A 16647-nucleotide genomic window follows, 5' to 3' on the forward strand; every position below is an offset into this window, starting at 1 on the left:
GTAGTCTTAACGTGCCTGCCCCGGCCATGCTGCCTCATTTCGTCAGAGAATAAGGTCCCGGCGCTATGCCAAACGGCTAGCTCAGGTATACTTGGCTACTGTTTTTCCAGGGTGTGACTACAACCATCCAAGCCTGTCCGATTCCGTGAGACTGGTCTGACATAGCGCAGTCCCTGTCAGCCGCCTAAAGAGAGGAGCCTGTCCGAGCATGGCCGTTATCAAACAAGATGATCTGATTCAGAGCGTAGCTGATGCGCTGCAGTATATTTCCTATTACCACCCCGTTGACTTCATTCAGGCAGTGCATGAAGCCTACGAGCGTGAAGAGTCGAAGGCAGCCAAGGATGCGATTGCTCAAATTCTGATCAATTCGCGCATGTGCGCCACCGGTCATCGGCCGATTTGTCAGGACACCGGTATCGTTACCGTGTTCGTCAAGATCGGCATGAATGTCAGCTGGGAAGGTGCCACCATGAGCCTGGATGACATGATCAACCAGGGCGTGCGTCAGGCCTATAATCTGCCGGAAAACGTGCTGCGCGCTTCGATTCTGGCTGATCCGGCGGGTAAGCGTACCAATACCAAAGACAACACACCTGCTGTTATTCATTACCAGATGGTGCCGGGTGATACCGTTGAAATCGACGTTGCAGCCAAGGGCGGCGGGTCAGAGAACAAGTCCAAGATGGCGATGCTCAATCCATCTGACTCTATCGTCGATTGGGTATTGAAAACCGTACCGACCATGGGGGCTGGCTGGTGTCCGCCGGGCATGCTGGGGATTGGTATTGGCGGCACCGCTGAAAAAGCGGCGGTGATGGCCAAAGAGTCCTTGATGGATTCCATCGATATTCATGAGCTGCGCGCCCGTGGCCCGCAGAACCGGGTTGAAGAGCTGCGCCTGGAAATCATGGATAAGGTCAATGCGCTGGGTATTGGTGCTCAGGGCCTGGGTGGTCTCACCACCGTGCTGGATATCAAGATCAAGGATTATCCGACCCACGCCGCCAGTTTGCCCGTGTGCATGATCCCCAACTGCGCCGCGACCCGTCACGCGCACTTTACGCTTGATGGTACTGGCCCGGCTGTACTCAAGGCGCCGCCGATGGATGCTTATCCGGATATTACCTGGGAAGTAGGTGATGGCGTGCGCCGCGTTAACCTGGACACTTTGACGCCGGAAGACGTGCAGACCTGGAAGTCCGGCGAAACTGTTCTGCTCTCCGGCAAAATGTTGACCGGCCGCGATGCTGCGCACAAGCGTATGGTCGACATGCTGAACAAGGGCGAAGAGCTGCCTGTAGATCTTAAAGGTCGCTTCATTTACTACGTTGGCCCGGTTGATCCGGTACGCGAAGAGGTAGTCGGGCCTGCTGGGCCTACCACCGCTACACGGATGGACAAGTTCACCCGCCAGATCCTTGATCAGACCGGATTGCTGGGCATGATCGGTAAAGCCGAGCGTGGGCCTATCGCCATTGAAGCGATCAAGGACTACAAGGCTGCCTACTTGATGGCGGTGGGTGGTGCCGCGTATCTAGTGGCGCAGGCGATCAAAAAAGCAGAGGTGGTTGCCTTCCCTGAGTTGGGTATGGAAGCTATCTATGAGTTTGATGTGGAAGATATGCCGGTGACTGTCGCGGTAGACAGCCGAGGTGAGTCGGCGCATATCACCGGCCCGGCGATTTGGCAGAAGAAGATTGCCGAGAGCCTGGCAGTAGAAGTGAAGTAAGCGCTAAGAAGTTGGTAAAAAGGGTCTCGCTTGCGAGGCCCTTTTTTTGTCATCGCCCGTCCTGGGGCTGCGCTAGAAGCCGTCTGGTATGGCGAGTGCTTGCGGGTCATTAGCTACCCACCAGGCTCGCCAGCCAGTTGCTTGCTACCGGGTTAAACCAATGATTCACCCACGTGCAGCAGTTTCATGGAGTTGGTGCCGCCACGTGAGTTGTAGACATCACCCTTGGTCAGAATGACCCAGTCACCGGGCTGCACGTAACCGCCTTCAAGCAGCTTGTTCACGGCCTGCTGATTGATGTCGCTGGAGGGCATGTCTGCTGGATTGAAGGGCATTGCCTGTACCCCGCGATAGAGTGCGACCCGGCCTAGTGTCTGCGCGTTGGGTGAGAAGGCAAAGATCGGTAGGTGCGAGCGAATACGCGACATGATCAGCGGCGTAAAGCCGCTTTCGGTCAACGTGATGATCGCGGTAACACCGGGGAAGTGGTTGCCGGCATACATGGCCGCCAGTGCTATGGTCTCATCGCAACGCTCAGTTTTCTGATACAAGCGATGGCCGGACTTCTGGCTGGTCGGGTGCTTCTCCGCGCCGCGGCAGATGCGATCCATAGCCCTGACCGCCTCGACCGGGAAATCACCTGCTGCGGTCTCAGCGGACAGCATGACGGCATCGGTGTAATCCAATGCTGCGTTGGCTACATCGGATACCTCTGCACGTGTTGGCATCGGGCTGGAGATCATCGACTCCATCATCTGAGTGGCAGTGATCACGACCTTGTTCTGTTTGCGTGCACGACTGATGATGTGCTTCTGGATGCCAACCAGCTCGGCATCACCGATTTCGACACCCAGGTCGCCGCGCGCCACCATGACGCCGTCACTTGCCTGAATCAATCCATCAAGCGTCTCATCGTCAGCGACGGCTTCGGCACGTTCGATCTTGGCAATCAGCCAGGCTTCGGATTCGGCATCGCGCAGTAGCTTGCGTGCGAGGTTCATGTCAGCAGCGTCGCGCGGAAAAGATACCGCGACGTACTCCATCTCCAGCTCGGCGGCGAGATTGATATCGTTGCGGTCCTTGTCGGTCAAGGCAGCCGCAGAAAGCCCACCGCCGCGACGGTTGATCCCTTTGTTGTTGGACAGTGGGCCGCCGACGGTAACGCGGCACCGCACTTCGTCCCGGCCGACGCTTTCGACCTGCAATACCACGCGACCATCGTCGAGCAAGAGCTCGTCGCCCGCACGGCAATCGGACACCAGGTCGGGGTAGTCCAAGCCAACGATATCGCTGTTACCATTCTCCAGATCATGTACGGTGGATAACCGGAAATTGTCGCCTACATCCAGCTCAATGCGGCCATCGGTGAAGCGGCCAATGCGGATTTTGGGTCCCTGCAAATCGCCCAGTAGAGCCACATGTTGGCCGTTTTCCTCGGCAATTTCTCGTACCAGTCGGGCACGACGGCGGTGTTCGTCGGCACTGCCGTGGGAAAAGTTGAGCCGGGCGACGTTCATACCAGCGGCGATCAGTTCGGCAATTTTTTCCGGGCTGCTGGTTGCTGGTCCCAGGGTGGCGACGATTTTGGTGCGGCGCAGCGACATGCTCAAGTCCTTGTATGTTAGGCGGGCTGTTGGGAATGGGCTCTACAATAGAACATAATTGACCATTGCGGGTAGGTTGGTTGGCACAGGAGAGTTGTATGCATCCACAGGTCGAAGCGGTTACACAGGCGGTGCGCGAGCGCAGCAAGGTGTCGCGTGCAGCGTATCTCGCGCAAATGCATGATGCTCCCGAAGGTCGCAGTGGCTTGTCCTGTGGCAATCTGGCGCACGGCATGGCGGCCTGCTCGGCGCAGGACAAAAGCCGCATTCGTATGATGGACGAGGTTAATATCGGCCTGGTCACAGCCTACAACGATATGCTGTCCGCGCATCAGCCCTATGAGAGTTATCCGCAGCAGATCAGACAGATATTGCGTGGCATTGGTGCAACGGGGCAGGTAGCCGGTGGGGTGCCTGCCATGTGTGATGGTGTGACCCAGGGCGAGCCGGGCATGGAGTTGTCGTTGGCCAGCCGTGACGTGATTGCCATGGGGACCGCGATTGCTCTGTCACACAACATGTTTGACGGTGCGCTTTGTTTGGGGATCTGCGACAAGATAGTGCCAGGCTTGTTGATGGGCGCATTGCGCTTTGGTCACCTGCCGGTACTTTTTGTGCCTGCGGGCCCTATGCCTAGCGGTCTGCCCAATAGTGAAAAGGCGCGTGTACGCCAGTTGTTTGCCGAGGGCAAAGTCGGCCGCGAGGAACTGCTGGCGGCAGAAAGTGCCTCCTATCACAGTGCGGGCACCTGCACTTTCTACGGTACGGCCAATACCAACCAGATGTTGCTGGAGGCCATGGGGTTGCAGCTGCCCGGCGCCTCCTTCGTGCATCCCTCTACTCCTTTGCGCGATGCGCTCACTGCGCATGCGGCAGAACAGGTGGTGCGGCTGGCGCGTGCGGGTGAAGTACGACTGGCCGATATTCTCGACGAGCGCGCACTGATCAATGCGCTGGTGATGCTGCTGGCCACCGGTGGTTCAACCAACCTGACCATTCACCTGGTTGCCATCGGTCAGGCGGCGGGACTGCAATTACGCTGGGAAGATATGGCGGCACTCTCGGCAGTGGTACCCACGCTGGCGCACATTTACCCTAGCGGCAAGGCTGATATCAACCAGTTTCAGGCCGCCGGCGGCACTGCCTGGCTATTTCGCCAGCTACTCGACGCCGGGCTGTTGCACGAACAGGTACAGACGGTTGCCGGTTTCGGTCTCGCGCGCTATTGCCAGGAACCGGTGTTACAGGATGGCAAGCTGAGCTGGCGAGATGGGGCCGAGACGAGTCTGGATGAGAGTATTTTGCGTCCGCTAGCGTCGCCTTTTTTGCCCGACGCAGGCTTGCGCTTGCTGGAGGGCAACCTGGGGCGTGGCGTGCTCAAGGTATCGGCGGTCGATCCAGCGCATTGGCAGGTTAGCGCCCCCTGCCGGGTCTTTGACGACCAGGATGATTTCGTTACCGCGTTCAAGGCGGGCGAACTGGATTGCGATGGTGTTGCTGTACTTCGTTTCCAGGGGCCGCGCGCCAATGGCATGCCGGAGTTGCACAAGCTGCTACCTTATCTTGGCGTGCTACAGGATCGTGGATACCAGGTTGCGCTGGTCACTGACGGGCGCATGTCTGGCGCGTCCGGCAAGGTTCCGGCGGCCATTCACCTTTGTCCTGAAGCGGCTGATGGCGGCGCGCTTGCGCGCTTGCGCGACGGCGATCGGATTACGCTGGATGCGGGACAAGGGAGTCTGCAGTTGATGATCGACGAAGATGAATGGCAGGCAAGGGCGCCAGCGCTGCATCGAAAACCAGTACGACGAGGCTCGGGTCGCGAGTTGTTTGCCTTTATGCGCGCCGAGGCTAGTCCGGCAGAGCTGGGCGGCAGCGTCTTTACCGCCAGTTTGCAGCAAGCGGACCAATGATGATCGGGTTAAAGGAGTTGGCTGCTCAGCGAGGTCTGTCTATCCAGATCACTGCATCAGCCGATGAACACGCAAAGCAAGTGGTGGATAGGGTGCTTGCTGCGCTGCGCGCCGCGATAGATGCGCGCGGACGTGCAAGCCTGGCGTTATCCGGTGGCCGCAGCCCTAAAGCAATGCTGCGTCGCTTGAATACCGTCGAGTTTGACTGGGAGCAGGTCACTCTCACCCTGGTGGATGAACGCTGGGTTGCACCCGAGCACGCCGACAGTAATGCTGGGCTACTCTGGCGACACATGCCCGCGGTCATGAACAAGGTCAACTGGTTACCGCTCTACCGCGGGATTGGGCTTGCCGAGGACGCCGCAGCCAGCAGCGCTCTGATCGCAGACCTGTTGCCGCTGGATGCGGTCGTTTTGGGCATGGGAGCTGACGGCCACACAGCGTCGTTATTTCCTGGTGCACATGACATCATGCAGATGCTCGCACCAGATGCGTCGGCACCTTGTATGCCTGCGCTGTCTACTTCTGGTGCGCAAAGGTTGACCCTCAGCGGCGCTGCTTTACACTCCGCGCGCTTGCAGTTGCTTGCGGTCAGGGGCGAGGATAAGGCCATGACCCTGTGCGCTGCGTTGGCGGGGCAGCACCCGGAATGGCCGATCAGTTCATTTCTGCGGGCCCCGCTGGAAATTATCTATAGCCCCGATGGCAGTTAGGAGAATGGCGCCGCAATGGATATGACACAGACTCTGGATACATTGTTTGCCGAGGTCACGCTGCTGCCGGTCATCAGTATCGAGCGTGAAGCGGATATTCTGCCGCTGGCCGACGCGCTTGCCGCCGGGGGAATTACCACGCTGGAAGTGACGCTACGAACGCCATTCGGCCTGCCAGCCATCGAGCTGTTGCGGCGCGAGCGCCCGGCGCTGCAGGTAGGCGCGGGGACCGTGATTGATGCGGCACAGTTTGCTGCGGTAGAGCGCGCTGGCGCGCACTTCGTGGTAACACCGGGCATTACCGATGAGTTGCTTCAGTTAGGCCTGAAGAGCACCATTCCTCTACTGCCGGGTATCGCAACTGCCTCCGAGATTCTTGCCGGTTACCGCTTGGGCTACCGCCGCTTTAAGGTGTTCCCGGCTCAGGTGCTGGGCGGCGCGGCTCTGCTGAAGTCATTCGCCGGGCCTTTTAGTGATGTGCGCTTCTGTCCGACTGGCGGTATTGGGCAGCAGGATATTGGTGAGTATTTGACCCTGGGCAATGTGATGGCCGTGGGTGGTAGCTGGGTGGTGCCCAAGGCCAGCATCGCAGCCGAAGACTGGGCCGAAGTCACGCGGCTCAGTCTTGCTGCTACCAGCTTAGCCAAAGGTCGTGGCTGAGCTGGTAGCGCAATCATCAGGGTTTGCTGGGGTCGCTGAATCCGTCTGGCTTGATGATCAACAGATCGCAGCTGACCTCGTCCAGTAGTCGCTCGGCCGTATGACCGATGAGAGCGCTTTGCAGTCTGGAGCGTGATATTGCGCCCATTACCAGTAAATTGATTCCCTGTTTTTCAATCATGTTGGGAATCGCTTCTTCGGGATAGCCCTCCAGTAGCTGATGCTGCGCGTTGTCAGCATTGGCCCGCTTCAGTAGCTCCGCGAGGGCCTCAGCATGGTGTTTTTTGACGTCATCGGCGTAGCCCTGATAATCAACGACAAGCGTAGCGTCAATAACCATGGTTCGTGGCAAGGGGTTGTAACAGTGGACCAGGTTAAGGCTGGCGCCGGTTTCTTCTGCCAGCGTCTTGGCATCGCTGATCAGCTTTAGGTCAAGGCTGGCTGGTTTATCGTCCACGTGCAGTGGGTCAACCGCAGCGCAGATTTGCGTGATGGACTGCTCACCCCGTTTAACCAGCCAGAGTGGTGCCTCGCAGTGACGGATCAGCTGCCAGTCAGTATTGGTCAGAAAAAGCCGTTTGAGTGGGTTGTGATGATGCGTCGTCTTGATGACCAGGTCGGGCTGCCATTTTTGCGCGGCCTGCAGAATGTGCCGGTCAAGACGCTTACCCCACACTGAGTCCACCTCAACTTCTATGCCCTTGGCCCGCAGCGGTTCGGCCAGTTTGTTTAGAAGTTCACGATTGTGTTTTAGCAACGAGGCGCGGGCTTTCTCCAGGCCTGTGCTCTCGAATAGAGCGCCACCATCCAGTGCGGGCACGTAATCGCAGGCCAATAATGTGAGTCGCGCCTGTGGATAGTGTCGACAAAGATTTGCCGCGCGTTCCAGGCAGGGTTGTTTGTCTTCGGTGCTGGGATCTACTACAACAAGCATGTGACGAATATTCATGGTGCTGTCTCCGACAGTCGGCGCAGGCTGAAGCTGCAAATGGAGCGGTACGCCGTGCGTTTTCATTGAATAGAGTATATAAACAGCGAATCTAGGGTTTTAAGTAAGGTAGTCCTATGATTGCGTACGGCCACTGACTCAAGTCAAATGTTAGTTGAACTGAAGAATTTCATTCTGGTGCCGATACGCCGTAAATAGTGTCTTTTTCAGAGAACCTCATGACTAACCAGCTCTCACTCTTGCTCGCCTTGCTACTCGTATTAACCGGTTGTTCTTCAGCCTACAGCAAGCATCTGAGTAAAGCTTACAGTGCTTACGAAATAGGCGATTGTGCTGAGGTTATCAGACAGCTGTCGCAGACCGAGCGCTTGAGTCGTTCGCGGCCTTACTTGCAGCCGGAAATATCCCTGCTGCGTGGCCAGTGTCTGGAGCGTCAGGCGCTTTATCTGGATGCGGTTCAGACCTATCGTTACTTGGTTGATCATTATCCTCAAAACGAATACACCTATCGTGCGGGGGCTCGGCTGGAAACGCTCCGTCAGTTAGGTCATTACGATCCTGAGCAGGCGCTGGCGCCGCGTATTCGCTGAGGCGGCGCGCGAGGAAAACGCGCTTGGATCGTTGATGGCAGTAGGCTATTCTCGACTGACTGGTCAGATATGCGCCTGGAGCCACCATGAAGCTACCTTTTACTCTTTTTACCTTGCTCGCGTTTAGCTGGTCCGGCCTGGCTGATGCACAAATATACCGTTGGGTCGATGCCCAGGGGCAAGTGCACTTTGAGCAGCGCCCGCGTCAGGGATCTGAGCAGGTTGAGGTAAAGCCGCAGGTTATTCAGCGCGAAGATCACGTGCGGCAGAGCGAGCTGAACCGAGCGCGTCTGTTTGATGTGCGCGAGCAGGAGCGAGAAGAGCAGCGAGAGCAGAGTGCGCGGTTACGCGAGCAGCAAGCGGGTCGTTGCAGTAGAATGCGTGAGCTACTGGCACGCTACGATAACCGCGTTTACTGGTATGAGGAAGATGCCAGCGGGCGCCGTGTCGAGGTCTCGAACGAGCGGGTAAAAGCCAGCAAGGCTAGCCTGAATAAGCAGATTCAGGAGCAGTGCTGACATGCATGCTACCCCTAAGCCGCGTAGCGAAAGAATCCTGGAGCAGCGACAGATTCCGCGCCATCAGCTCAGTGCATTTCTGCGCGTTTACAATAGCCAGACCGATCGACCCTTTGGCTATATCGGCAATGTTTCACGGCTGGGCGTGATGTTGATTACCCCTTTGCCCGTGATGCTTCAGCAGGAATACCAGCTGATGTTAAAACTACCTGCCTTGAACGGCCTGGGTTTCCAGCCTGTGCCTTTACGGGTGCACAGTCATTGGTGTCGTCAGGATATCAGCCCCGGTTTCTATGATTGCGGTTTCAGTATTGTGTCCAACCCCAATACCTTCTCTGATTTGGCGTTAATGTTGCGTGGGTATTTCAGCTTTGGCCAGGCGCCGGATGCCTGAAGGGCTGCATTGCGTTACCCTGCAGCAGATGATTAACGGGGGCAGGGCATGAGCAAGAGTTTTTTCTGGTACGACTTTGAATCCACAGGAATAGATCCGCGCCGCGACCGCCCGGTGCAGGTAGCGGGTGTACGCACCAATGAGCAGCTGGAAGAAATTGGTGAGCCGCTATGTATTGACTGTCGTTTGCCAGCGGACGTTCTGCCGCATCCCATGGCGTGTCTGGTGACGGGTATTGGTCCTGAGCGTTTGGCCAACGGGCTGAGTGAGCCGGAGTTTATCCATCTCTTGCACGAGCAGATGATGCAGCCGGGCACCTGTAGCGTGGGCTATAACAGCCTGCGCTTTGACGATGAGATGACTCGCTTTACCTTGTATCGCAATTTCCATGATCCCTATGCCCGTGAGTGGCAGGGTGGCAACAGCCGCTGGGATCTCCTCGATGCGCTGCGTGCCGCCCATGCGCTGCGTCCCGACGGCATTGTTTGGCCTCAGCAGGATGGTTTCACCAGTCTCCGGCTGGAACTATTGACTGCGGCCAACGGTATTGATCATGGGCAAGCCCATGACGCGTTAGCTGATGTGCGTGCCACTATCGCCATGGCGCGACTGCTGCGTCAGGCACAACCAAAGTTGTTTGATTATTTGCTAAGCCTGCGCAGCAAGCACCGTGTGACCGAGTTGATTGACCTGCAGCAGCTGCGCCCGTTAGTGCATGTGTCGGGTCGTTTTGGTCGCGAGCGACGGGGCTTGGCATTAGTGCTGCCACTGGGCTGGCATCCAACGAATCGCAACGCCCTGATTGTCTACGATCTGGGTACAGATCCATCGCTGGTGATGGCGCAGAGTGCTGATGATATTAGACGCTTACTCTATACCCGTAACGATGAGCTGGCTGAGGGGGAGGCACGTCCGGGTCTGAAGCTGGTGCACATTAACAAGTGTCCGGTTCTGGCCGATACCAAGGTGCTGCTACCAGCCGACATTGAGCGCTTGCAACTGGATATGCCTTTACTGCACGAGCGGGCCGAGCAACTGGCACGCTGGCGCGAAGGCGCGCAAGCGCTGCTGGCAGAGGTTTACGCACAGCAGTCGTCTGTCGGCAAGGATGAAGACGATCCTGAACAGCAGCTGTATGGCAGCTTTATCAGTGATGTTGATCGCCGTTTGTTGCCCGCTATTCGTGAGGCGGATGGCAGGACGCTGGCAGCCACCAGCTGGCCACTGCGCGATCAGCGCCTGGTCGATATGCTGTTCCGCTACCGAGCGCGCAATTTTCCTGACTCATTGAATGAGCAGGAGCACGAACAATGGAGGCGCTTCTGTAGAGAGCGTTTGACTGGAGAGGAGCCCGGTGCTCCCATTACGCTAGCCGACTTTATGCAGCATATTGATGAGTTATTGCCTACAGTAGAAGGTGAGCAACATGCGTTGCTAGTGGCTTGGCAAGCGGAAGCAAAAGCGCGAGCTATTGCGCTGGGAATAACGCCAGCCTGATTTGATTAAGGCAATAAAAAACCCGATGCAAGCATCGGCTTTTTTATTCAACGCAAATGGCTTCAGCCCAGGATGGTCATCCAGGATTCAACTTTCTCGGAGCCATACTGCTCTTTCCACGCTTTCAGCGTTTTGTGATTGCCGCCTTTGGTCTCGATTACTTCACCGGTATTCGGGTTCTTGTATTGCTTGACCTTGCGAGCACGCTTGACGCCACCAGCGGCTTTCTTACCTGTGCCCGCTTTGTTATCAGGATCAAGAATGGAGACAACATCTTTCAGTGATTTGTTGTACTGACCCATCAGAGTCCGCAGTTTTTCTTCAAACTCGATCTCTTTTTTCAGCTTGTCATCATTGGACAGCGACTGAAGGCGCTCATTAAGTTCGCGAATGGTTTCTTCAATTTGACGATATTCTTGAAGCATGGACATGGAAGTCTACCTTTTAAAACGAGGTTAAATAGCTGGAAACCGCTCAATGTTAGTTTAAGCAGCTCTGGCTTACAACAAGTTGCAACTTGTCCATGACAAAGAATAGCTGTTTTTAGCCATCCTCAGGTTGTTCGGGCGGTAAACCTTAGTGGGATAGTGATTATTTATCTGCACCTGAATCGGCGGACCGGTTAAAATACACTGTTTTACAGTAGAGGCGTGTTGGCGCTTTTTCATTTAGTTCCAGGGTGGGTGGCTGACTTGGCGTGCCTACTTTGTGTCTCTACTTACATTAAAATAGTGTGATCATTGTTATGACAACTGAGCGAGGAGTGGAAATGCGTACTTTCAGGTTGGTAATTGCCTGTCCTGACCGGGTTGGTATTGTCGCTAAGGTGAGTAATGTACTGGCGGCGTATAACGGCTGGATCACTGAGGCCAATCACCATTCCGACAATTTGTCTGGTTGGTTTTTCATGCGGCATGAAATACGAGCCGATTCGCTGCCTTTTGATGTTGATGGTTTGCGCACGGCGTTTGCGCCTATTGGTAACGAGTTTCAGATGGACTGGCGCGTTAGTGATTCCGCTGAGCGCAAAAAAGTCGTTCTGATGGCGAGTCGTGAATCCCACTGTCTGGCCGACTTACTCCATCGTTGGCATAGTGGTGAACTTGCCTGTGATATTACCAGCGTTATTTCCAATCACGATGACTTGCGCAGTATGGTCGAGTGGCATGGTATTCCTTTCCATCATGTACCTGTCGATCCTGCCAATAAAGCACCGGCTTTTGCCAAGGTAAACGAACTGGTTGCCGAGCAGCAGGCAGATTGTATTGTTCTCGCGCGTTATATGCAGATATTACCGCCTGAGCTTTGTCAGCGTTATGCTCATCGCATTATTAATATTCATCATAGTTTCCTGCCGTCGTTTGTGGGCGCGCGTCCTTATCATCAAGCCGCCCAGCGTGGTGTGAAACTGATTGGAGCGACCTGCCATTATGTGACGGAAGAGTTGGATGCGGGTCCGATCATCGAGCAGGATGTGGTGCGTATAACGCACCGCCACAACGCCGATGACATGGTCCGGTTAGGAAAGGATGTCGAAAAAATGGTGCTGTCACGTGGTCTGCGTTATCACCTGGAAGATCGTGTGCTGGTCCACGACAACAAGACGGTGGTGTTCAGCTAAGCTAAAAGGATACAACCCGAAGCAGGAGGCTTTATGCTGAAATCGATCAAAGTACGTGACTATATGACGTCTGATCTGGTTACTTTTACCGCAGACATGGATTTGTTTCGGGCGATTGATCGCCTATTGGTCAACCAGATTTCCGGTGCGCCGGTATTGGATGAGCACGGCAACTTGGTTGGGTTGTTATCCGAGGGCGATTGTCTCAAGGGGATTCTCGCTGGCAGTTACTTTGAGGAAGTGGGTGGTACGGTGGCATCGGTCATGACGGTCGTGGTCGAGACCATTGATGCGGATGCTGATATCGTCAAAGCCGCTGAGCACTTTATACGTATGCGTCGGCGCCGCTTACCTGTAATCGACGAAGGTCGACTGGTAGGGCAAATCAGCCGACGAGACATTCTGCGCGCCATGCAGAAGTATAATGAGCATGCGGCGCCAAAATGAACTCCTCACCTTTTGACGATAGCGATGAAGACAGCCTCGATCCCTTGGCGGCAGGCTCGGCGAGCATGCCGGGGATGCAGGGCGAGGGCTGCCTCCTGCGCTTTGCGCCTGATGACCTGAATGACGAAATGGGTGCAGACTTTTCCATTGATGAGCGCGCGCAGCCGCCATTAGCCAAGTCTGAATAATGGGGTTGGTCATTTGGGCCGGGGTTTGCCTATACTGAAGCTGGCAAAGGGCTATGCCAAAAAGCGCTGGTGCTTGGGTGCTTGGTTGCAGAGACAGCTGCTGCTTAAGAGCTGGTAAGGATAGAGTTCAACTTACCCTGTTTAAAAGGGCTCTCAGTTACGATGCAGAAAAAAATAACAACTGACCAGGTGCGTATTGGCATGTATGTCGAGCGCTTTTGTGGCGCCTGGATCGATCATCCCTTTTGGTCCAGCAAACTGCTGATTGAAGATCGGCAGACTTTGCAGCGTATTCAGGAAAGTGCCATCACCGAGCTGGTGATAGATGTGAGCAAGGGACTTGATGTTGTTTTGCCTGCCCCTGCTGATGAGATTGTGTCTGATGAGGGCATCATCGCTGAACAGCCGCCGGCTGAATCCCCACCCAAACCTACCTCCGCTAAAAACTCGGCTACCAGTTCCATGGCGGACGAGATTTTGCGCGCTCGGCAGATATTCAGTCGAGGCAAGCAGGCGGTTAAGGATATGTTCAAGGATGCTCGCCTGGGGCAGGTGGTTAACACCCATGGGCTTAATGAGTTGATAGCTGAGATGAATGGCTCTCTGAGCCGAAATCCACACGCGCTCATCAGCGTTGCCCGCATCAAGCACAAGGATGAATACACCTATCTGCACTCGGTGGCTGTTGCCGCAATGATGGTGGGTATGGCTCGCGCTGTCGGGCTGGGCGAGCCTGAAGTACTGGAAGCAGGCATGGCCGGGCTGATGCACGATATGGGCAAGGCTGTAATGCCTGAAGCGATCCTCAACAAACCGGGTAAATTGACTGACGAAGAGTTTGTGGTGATGAGAACGCACCCTGTTGAGGGTCACAAGCTGCTTATGGACTGGGAGGGCGTGCCAGAGGCGGTACTGGATGTCTGTTTGCACCATCACGAAAAGCTCGATGGTACCGGCTATCCTGAGCGCTTGGAGGGAGAGGGTATTTCATTGTTGTCACGTATTGGGGCGATCTGCGATGTGTATGATGCGATTACCTCCAACCGCCCATATAAAGTGGGCTGGGACCCATCCGAGTCGCTTAGCCGGATGGCTGGCTGGAAAGGTCATTTTGATCCTGCACTGTTCAAGTTGTTTGTGCGGATGTTGGGTATTTACCCGGTTGGCTCTTTGGTGCGCCTGGAATCTCAGCGTCTGGGAGTGGTGGTTGAACAGAGTACCGCCTCGTTATTGATGCCTAAAGTCAGCGTATTTTATTCGGTGCGCCTCAAGCAGGGGCTTCCCGTTACTTTGCTGGATTTGGCTGATCCGGCTGAGAAGGACAAGATAGTGGGGCGCGAAAATCCGGAGGATTGGCCTTTCAAAAATCTGGACCGCTTGTGGTTGCCAAGCTGAGTGCCCGCCTGCACACAAAAAAGCCGCTCAAAGAGCGGCTTTTTCTATTCCATTTACTTATCAGGCGTTGGCCGCCTGCTTGCCGGCTTCTGCCGGGTCCGCTGTGCGAATCAGGTGATCGAAAGCAGCCAGTGAGGCGGTAGAGCCAGCTCCCATGGCGACGATAATCTGCTTGAACGGCACGGTGGTAACGTCACCGGCGGCAAAGACGCCGGGAATGTTGGTCGCGCCGCGTGCATCGATTTCGATCTCGCCGAAGCGGGTCAAGTTCAGCTCGCTATCTTTAAGCCACTCGGTATTGGGTATCAGGCCGATCTGTACGAAAATACCTGCTACATCTACCTGCTTTAGCTCCTCGGTTGCACGGTCCTTGTAGGTCAGACCAACCACTTTTTTGCCATCACCGCGCACTTCTGTGGTCTGTGCGCTCTTGATGATGTCGATATTGCGCATGGAGCGTGCCTTGCGTTGCAATACTTCATCGGCGCGCAGGGTGTCGGCAAACTCCAGAACGGTCACGTGCTCGACAATACCTGCCAGATCGATTGCCGCCTCAATACCTGAGTTACCACCCCCAATCACTGCTACGCGCTTGCCTTTGAATAGCGGGCCATCACAGTGAGGGCAGTAAGCCACGCCCTTACCACGGTATTCCTGCTCACCCGGCACGTTCATCTCTCTCCAGCGCGCGCCGGTAGCCAGGATCACGGCTCGGCTCAGCAGCGTGGCGCCGCTTTTCAGCGCAATCTCAACGTAATCACCGGTGCTGATTTGCTGGGCTGTCTGCTCGGTGATCAGGTCAACATCGTATTCCTTAACGTGTTGTTCCAGGTTGGCAACCAGCTTAGGACCTTCGGTATAAGGCACCGATATGAAGTTTTCGATACCGACAGTATCCAATACCTGGCCACCAAAGCGTTCAGCGACGATACCGGTACGAATACCCTTGCGTGCAGCATAGATGGCAGCAGAAGCAGCCGCTGGGCCGCCGCCGACAATCAGCACATCGTAAGGTGCTTTCTCATTCAGCTCGGCAGCTTTGCGCTTGGATGCACCGCTGTCGACTTTGTTGACGATATCAGCCAGCGTCATGCGGCCTTGGCCAAAGTGCTCGCCATTGAGGTAGACCGATGGCACTGCCATGACTTGGCGTTCGTCGACTTCATCCTGAAACAAGGCTCCGTCAATCATGACGTGAGTGATGTTGGGATTTAGCGTCGCCATCAGGTTCAGCGCTTGCACGACATCCGGGCAGTTTTGGCAGGACAGAGAAATGTAGGTCTCAAAGTGGAACTCGCCTTCCAGGTTGCGGATTTGCTCAAGCAAAGCCGGGTCTGCCTTGGATGGGTGTCCACCGGCCTGCAGCAATGCCAGTACCAGCGAGGTGAACTCATGGCCCATGGGAATACCGGCAAAGCGCACTCGGGGCGGCTGGCCGCTTGGCCCAATAGCCATGCTCGGGCTGCGCTTGTCGTCGGCAGAAACCAAGTCGATCTTGCTCGACATTTCTGCTATTTCGACCGCGAGTTCATTTAATTCTTGGCCCTTGGGGCTGTCATCAATGGACACGCTGATTTCTATCGGTTTAACGATATTCTGCAGGTACGTGTCCAGTTGTTTCTTCAGATTAGCGTCCAACATGTGCGTGTCCTTAAAAGAAATTGGTCAAATTTTGGGCGAAAAAAACCCGGCCCGCCAACCGGGAGCGCATAGCGCTCCGCAGCGGGCCGGGTCATCAGGTAATATTAGATTTTGCCGACCAGGTCTAGAGAAGGAGCCAGGGTGGCTTCGCCTTCCTTCCACTTGGCTGGGCATACTTCGCCCGGATGCGCTGCAATGTACTGAGCAGCCTTGACCTTGCGTACCAGGTCTTCAGCGTTACGGCCAATACCTTCGCAGGTTACTTCAACCGCTTGGATGATGCCCTGTGGATCGATGATGAAAGTGCCGCGGTCAGCCAGGCCCATTTCTTCGCGCATGTTGTCGAAGTTGCGGGTAACGACACCGGTAGGATCGCCGATCATGGTGTACTTGATCTTGGCAATGGTTTCAGACGCATCGTGCCAGGCTTTGTGGGTGAAGTGAGTATCGGTGGATACGGAGTAAACCTCTACGCCCATCTTCTGCAGTTCTTCGTAGTAATCGGCAACGTCGCCCAGCTCGGTTGGGCAAACGAAGGTGAAGTCAGCTGGATAGAAGAAGAAGATAGCCCATTTGCCTTTTACATCGGCTTCAGTGACTTCGATGAACTCGCCGTTCTTGAATGCCTGAGCCTTGAACGGTTTGATTTCGGTGTTGATAACTGACATCGATAAACTCCTTATTGAGTTGTTTGTCTGGTTGGTTAAGAAGACAGGAGCAATAATAGGCTCCTCGCCAGGATACTTAAAATAAATTTCAACTAAATTGCAGATAGATTTTAACTA

17 protein-coding genes are annotated in these 16647 nt (G+C 55.4%); 12 read left to right on the forward strand and 5 right to left on the reverse strand.

From position 1 onward, the window contains the following. The first annotated feature begins 208 nt into the window (after nucleotides 1–208). Nucleotides 209–1732, forward strand: coding sequence for a fumarate hydratase (locus H4J77_RS05775; protein WP_123887834.1), 1524 nt, complete (start codon nucleotides 209–211; stop codon nucleotides 1730–1732). 152 nt (nucleotides 1733–1884) lie between these two features. On the opposite strand, the gene pyk is transcribed toward H4J77_RS05775, so the two are convergent. Beyond that, on the reverse strand, nucleotides 1885–3336 hold the full coding sequence (gene pyk / locus H4J77_RS05780) for a pyruvate kinase (protein ID WP_123887835.1): 1452 nt from the start codon (nucleotides 3334–3336) through the stop codon (nucleotides 1885–1887). Nucleotides 3337–3434: 98 nt separating this feature from the next. On the opposite strand from pyk, the gene edd reads away from it, so the two are divergent. Genes edd through H4J77_RS05795 form a run of 3 tightly spaced genes read left to right on the forward strand, consistent with a single transcriptional unit; the run spans nucleotide 3435 to nucleotide 6622 of the window. Next, nucleotides 3435–5249 (forward strand): phosphogluconate dehydratase, encoded by a 1815-nt coding sequence (gene edd, locus H4J77_RS05785; protein WP_123887836.1) that lies wholly within the window; start codon nucleotides 3435–3437, stop codon nucleotides 5247–5249. Next, nucleotides 5246–5962, forward strand: a complete 717-nt coding sequence (gene pgl, locus H4J77_RS05790; RefSeq protein ID WP_123887837.1) for a 6-phosphogluconolactonase — start codon at nucleotides 5246–5248, stop codon at nucleotides 5960–5962. The genes edd and pgl overlap by 4 nt, the downstream gene beginning before the upstream one ends. 15 nt (nucleotides 5963–5977) lie before the next feature. Beyond that, a complete protein-coding gene (locus tag H4J77_RS05795; protein ID WP_123887838.1) occupies nucleotides 5978–6622 on the forward strand; it encodes a bifunctional 4-hydroxy-2-oxoglutarate aldolase/2-dehydro-3-deoxy-phosphogluconate aldolase in 645 nt (214 codons plus the stop codon). A gap of 16 nt (nucleotides 6623–6638) precedes the next feature. Here H4J77_RS05795 and H4J77_RS05800 read toward each other — a convergent pair whose 3' ends face one another. Beyond that, a complete protein-coding gene (locus H4J77_RS05800) occupies nucleotides 6639–7571 on the reverse strand; it encodes a universal stress protein (RefSeq protein ID WP_158611218.1) in 933 nt (310 codons plus the stop codon). A 218-nt stretch (nucleotides 7572–7789) separates the two neighbouring features. Between H4J77_RS05800 and H4J77_RS05805 the strand changes: the two genes are divergently transcribed. The 4 genes from H4J77_RS05805 (at nucleotide 7790) to sbcB (ending at nucleotide 10570) form a co-directional block, all read left to right on the forward strand. Further along, the gene (locus H4J77_RS05805; protein WP_123887840.1) at nucleotides 7790–8161 is read left to right on the forward strand and encodes a tol-pal system YbgF family protein; all 372 of its coding nucleotides are present in this window, start codon (nucleotides 7790–7792) and stop codon (nucleotides 8159–8161) included. 86 nt (nucleotides 8162–8247) lie between these two features. Then, the gene (locus H4J77_RS05810) at nucleotides 8248–8679 is read left to right on the forward strand and encodes a DUF4124 domain-containing protein (protein WP_123887841.1); all 432 of its coding nucleotides are present in this window, start codon (nucleotides 8248–8250) and stop codon (nucleotides 8677–8679) included. A 1-nt stretch (nucleotide 8680) separates the two neighbouring features. Next, the gene (locus tag H4J77_RS05815; protein WP_123887842.1) at nucleotides 8681–9073 is read left to right on the forward strand and encodes a PilZ domain-containing protein; all 393 of its coding nucleotides are present in this window, start codon (nucleotides 8681–8683) and stop codon (nucleotides 9071–9073) included. Between the two features lie 48 nt (nucleotides 9074–9121). After that, nucleotides 9122–10570: an exodeoxyribonuclease I gene (sbcB, locus tag H4J77_RS05820; RefSeq protein ID WP_123887843.1), complete on the forward strand. Its 1449-nt coding sequence runs from the start codon at nucleotides 9122–9124 to the stop codon at nucleotides 10568–10570. A gap of 62 nt (nucleotides 10571–10632) precedes the next feature. Here sbcB and mvaT read toward each other — a convergent pair whose 3' ends face one another. Beyond that, entirely contained in the window at nucleotides 10633–11001 is a 369-nt protein-coding gene (gene mvaT / locus H4J77_RS05825) for a histone-like nucleoid-structuring protein MvaT (RefSeq protein WP_123887844.1), read from the reverse strand. A 338-nt stretch (nucleotides 11002–11339) separates the two neighbouring features. Between mvaT and purU the strand changes: the two genes are divergently transcribed. The 4 genes from purU to H4J77_RS05845 all read left to right on the forward strand — a co-directional run bounded on the left by purU (nucleotide 11340) and on the right by H4J77_RS05845 (nucleotide 14221). Beyond that, on the forward strand, nucleotides 11340–12191 hold the full coding sequence (purU, locus tag H4J77_RS05830; protein WP_123887845.1) for a formyltetrahydrofolate deformylase: 852 nt from the start codon (nucleotides 11340–11342) through the stop codon (nucleotides 12189–12191). Between the two features lie 33 nt (nucleotides 12192–12224). Beyond that, complete coding sequence (locus H4J77_RS05835) at nucleotides 12225–12638, forward strand: CBS domain-containing protein (RefSeq protein WP_123887846.1); 414 nt, start codon at nucleotides 12225–12227, stop codon at nucleotides 12636–12638. Next, the gene (locus H4J77_RS05840) at nucleotides 12635–12826 is read left to right on the forward strand and encodes a hypothetical protein (protein WP_123887847.1); all 192 of its coding nucleotides are present in this window, start codon (nucleotides 12635–12637) and stop codon (nucleotides 12824–12826) included. Before H4J77_RS05835 ends, H4J77_RS05840 begins: the two co-directional genes overlap by 4 nt. 162 nt (nucleotides 12827–12988) lie before the next feature. Next, nucleotides 12989–14221, forward strand: coding sequence for an HD-GYP domain-containing protein (locus H4J77_RS05845; RefSeq protein WP_123887848.1), 1233 nt, complete (start codon nucleotides 12989–12991; stop codon nucleotides 14219–14221). A 60-nt stretch (nucleotides 14222–14281) separates the two neighbouring features. Here the strand turns inward: H4J77_RS05845 and ahpF are convergent, their stop codons facing one another. Both ahpF and ahpC read right to left on the reverse strand, forming a co-directional pair. Beyond that, the gene (gene ahpF, locus H4J77_RS05850) at nucleotides 14282–15862 is read right to left on the reverse strand and encodes an alkyl hydroperoxide reductase subunit F (protein ID WP_123887849.1); all 1581 of its coding nucleotides are present in this window, start codon (nucleotides 15860–15862) and stop codon (nucleotides 14282–14284) included. 104 nt (nucleotides 15863–15966) lie between these two features. Continuing rightward, nucleotides 15967–16530, reverse strand: coding sequence for an alkyl hydroperoxide reductase subunit C (gene ahpC / locus H4J77_RS05855; RefSeq protein WP_123887850.1), 564 nt, complete (start codon nucleotides 16528–16530; stop codon nucleotides 15967–15969). Between the last annotated feature and the right edge of the window lie 117 nt (nucleotides 16531–16647).

Origin of the sequence: Pseudomonas sp. 5Ae-yellow, from assembly GCF_014077575.1 — a bacterium.
GTDB lineage: Bacteria > Pseudomonadota > Gammaproteobacteria > Pseudomonadales > Pseudomonadaceae > Halopseudomonas > Halopseudomonas neustonica.

Coding starts and splice junctions, on each gene's coding strand:
- H4J77_RS05775 (WP_123887834.1), top strand. CDS start 209: ATGGCCGTTATCAAACAAGATGATCTGATTCAGAGCGTAGCTGATGCG.
- pyk (WP_123887835.1), bottom strand. CDS start 3,336: ATGTCGCTGCGCCGCACCAAAATCGTCGCCACCCTGGGACCAGCAACC.
- edd (WP_123887836.1), top strand. CDS start 3,435: ATGCATCCACAGGTCGAAGCGGTTACACAGGCGGTGCGCGAGCGCAGC.
- pgl (WP_123887837.1), top strand. CDS start 5,246: ATGATGATCGGGTTAAAGGAGTTGGCTGCTCAGCGAGGTCTGTCTATC.
- H4J77_RS05795 (WP_123887838.1), top strand. CDS start 5,978: ATGGATATGACACAGACTCTGGATACATTGTTTGCCGAGGTCACGCTG.
- H4J77_RS05800 (WP_158611218.1), bottom strand. CDS start 7,571: ATGAATATTCGTCACATGCTTGTTGTAGTAGATCCCAGCACCGAAGAC.
- H4J77_RS05805 (WP_123887840.1), top strand. CDS start 7,790: ATGACTAACCAGCTCTCACTCTTGCTCGCCTTGCTACTCGTATTAACC.
- H4J77_RS05810 (WP_123887841.1), top strand. CDS start 8,248: ATGAAGCTACCTTTTACTCTTTTTACCTTGCTCGCGTTTAGCTGGTCC.
- H4J77_RS05815 (WP_123887842.1), top strand. CDS start 8,681: ATGCATGCTACCCCTAAGCCGCGTAGCGAAAGAATCCTGGAGCAGCGA.
- sbcB (WP_123887843.1), top strand. CDS start 9,122: ATGAGCAAGAGTTTTTTCTGGTACGACTTTGAATCCACAGGAATAGAT.
- mvaT (WP_123887844.1), bottom strand. CDS start 11,001: ATGTCCATGCTTCAAGAATATCGTCAAATTGAAGAAACCATTCGCGAA.
- purU (WP_123887845.1), top strand. CDS start 11,340: ATGCGTACTTTCAGGTTGGTAATTGCCTGTCCTGACCGGGTTGGTATT.
- H4J77_RS05835 (WP_123887846.1), top strand. CDS start 12,225: ATGCTGAAATCGATCAAAGTACGTGACTATATGACGTCTGATCTGGTT.
- H4J77_RS05840 (WP_123887847.1), top strand. CDS start 12,635: ATGAACTCCTCACCTTTTGACGATAGCGATGAAGACAGCCTCGATCCC.
- H4J77_RS05845 (WP_123887848.1), top strand. CDS start 12,989: ATGCAGAAAAAAATAACAACTGACCAGGTGCGTATTGGCATGTATGTC.
- ahpF (WP_123887849.1), bottom strand. CDS start 15,862: ATGTTGGACGCTAATCTGAAGAAACAACTGGACACGTACCTGCAGAAT.
- ahpC (WP_123887850.1), bottom strand. CDS start 16,530: ATGTCAGTTATCAACACCGAAATCAAACCGTTCAAGGCTCAGGCATTC.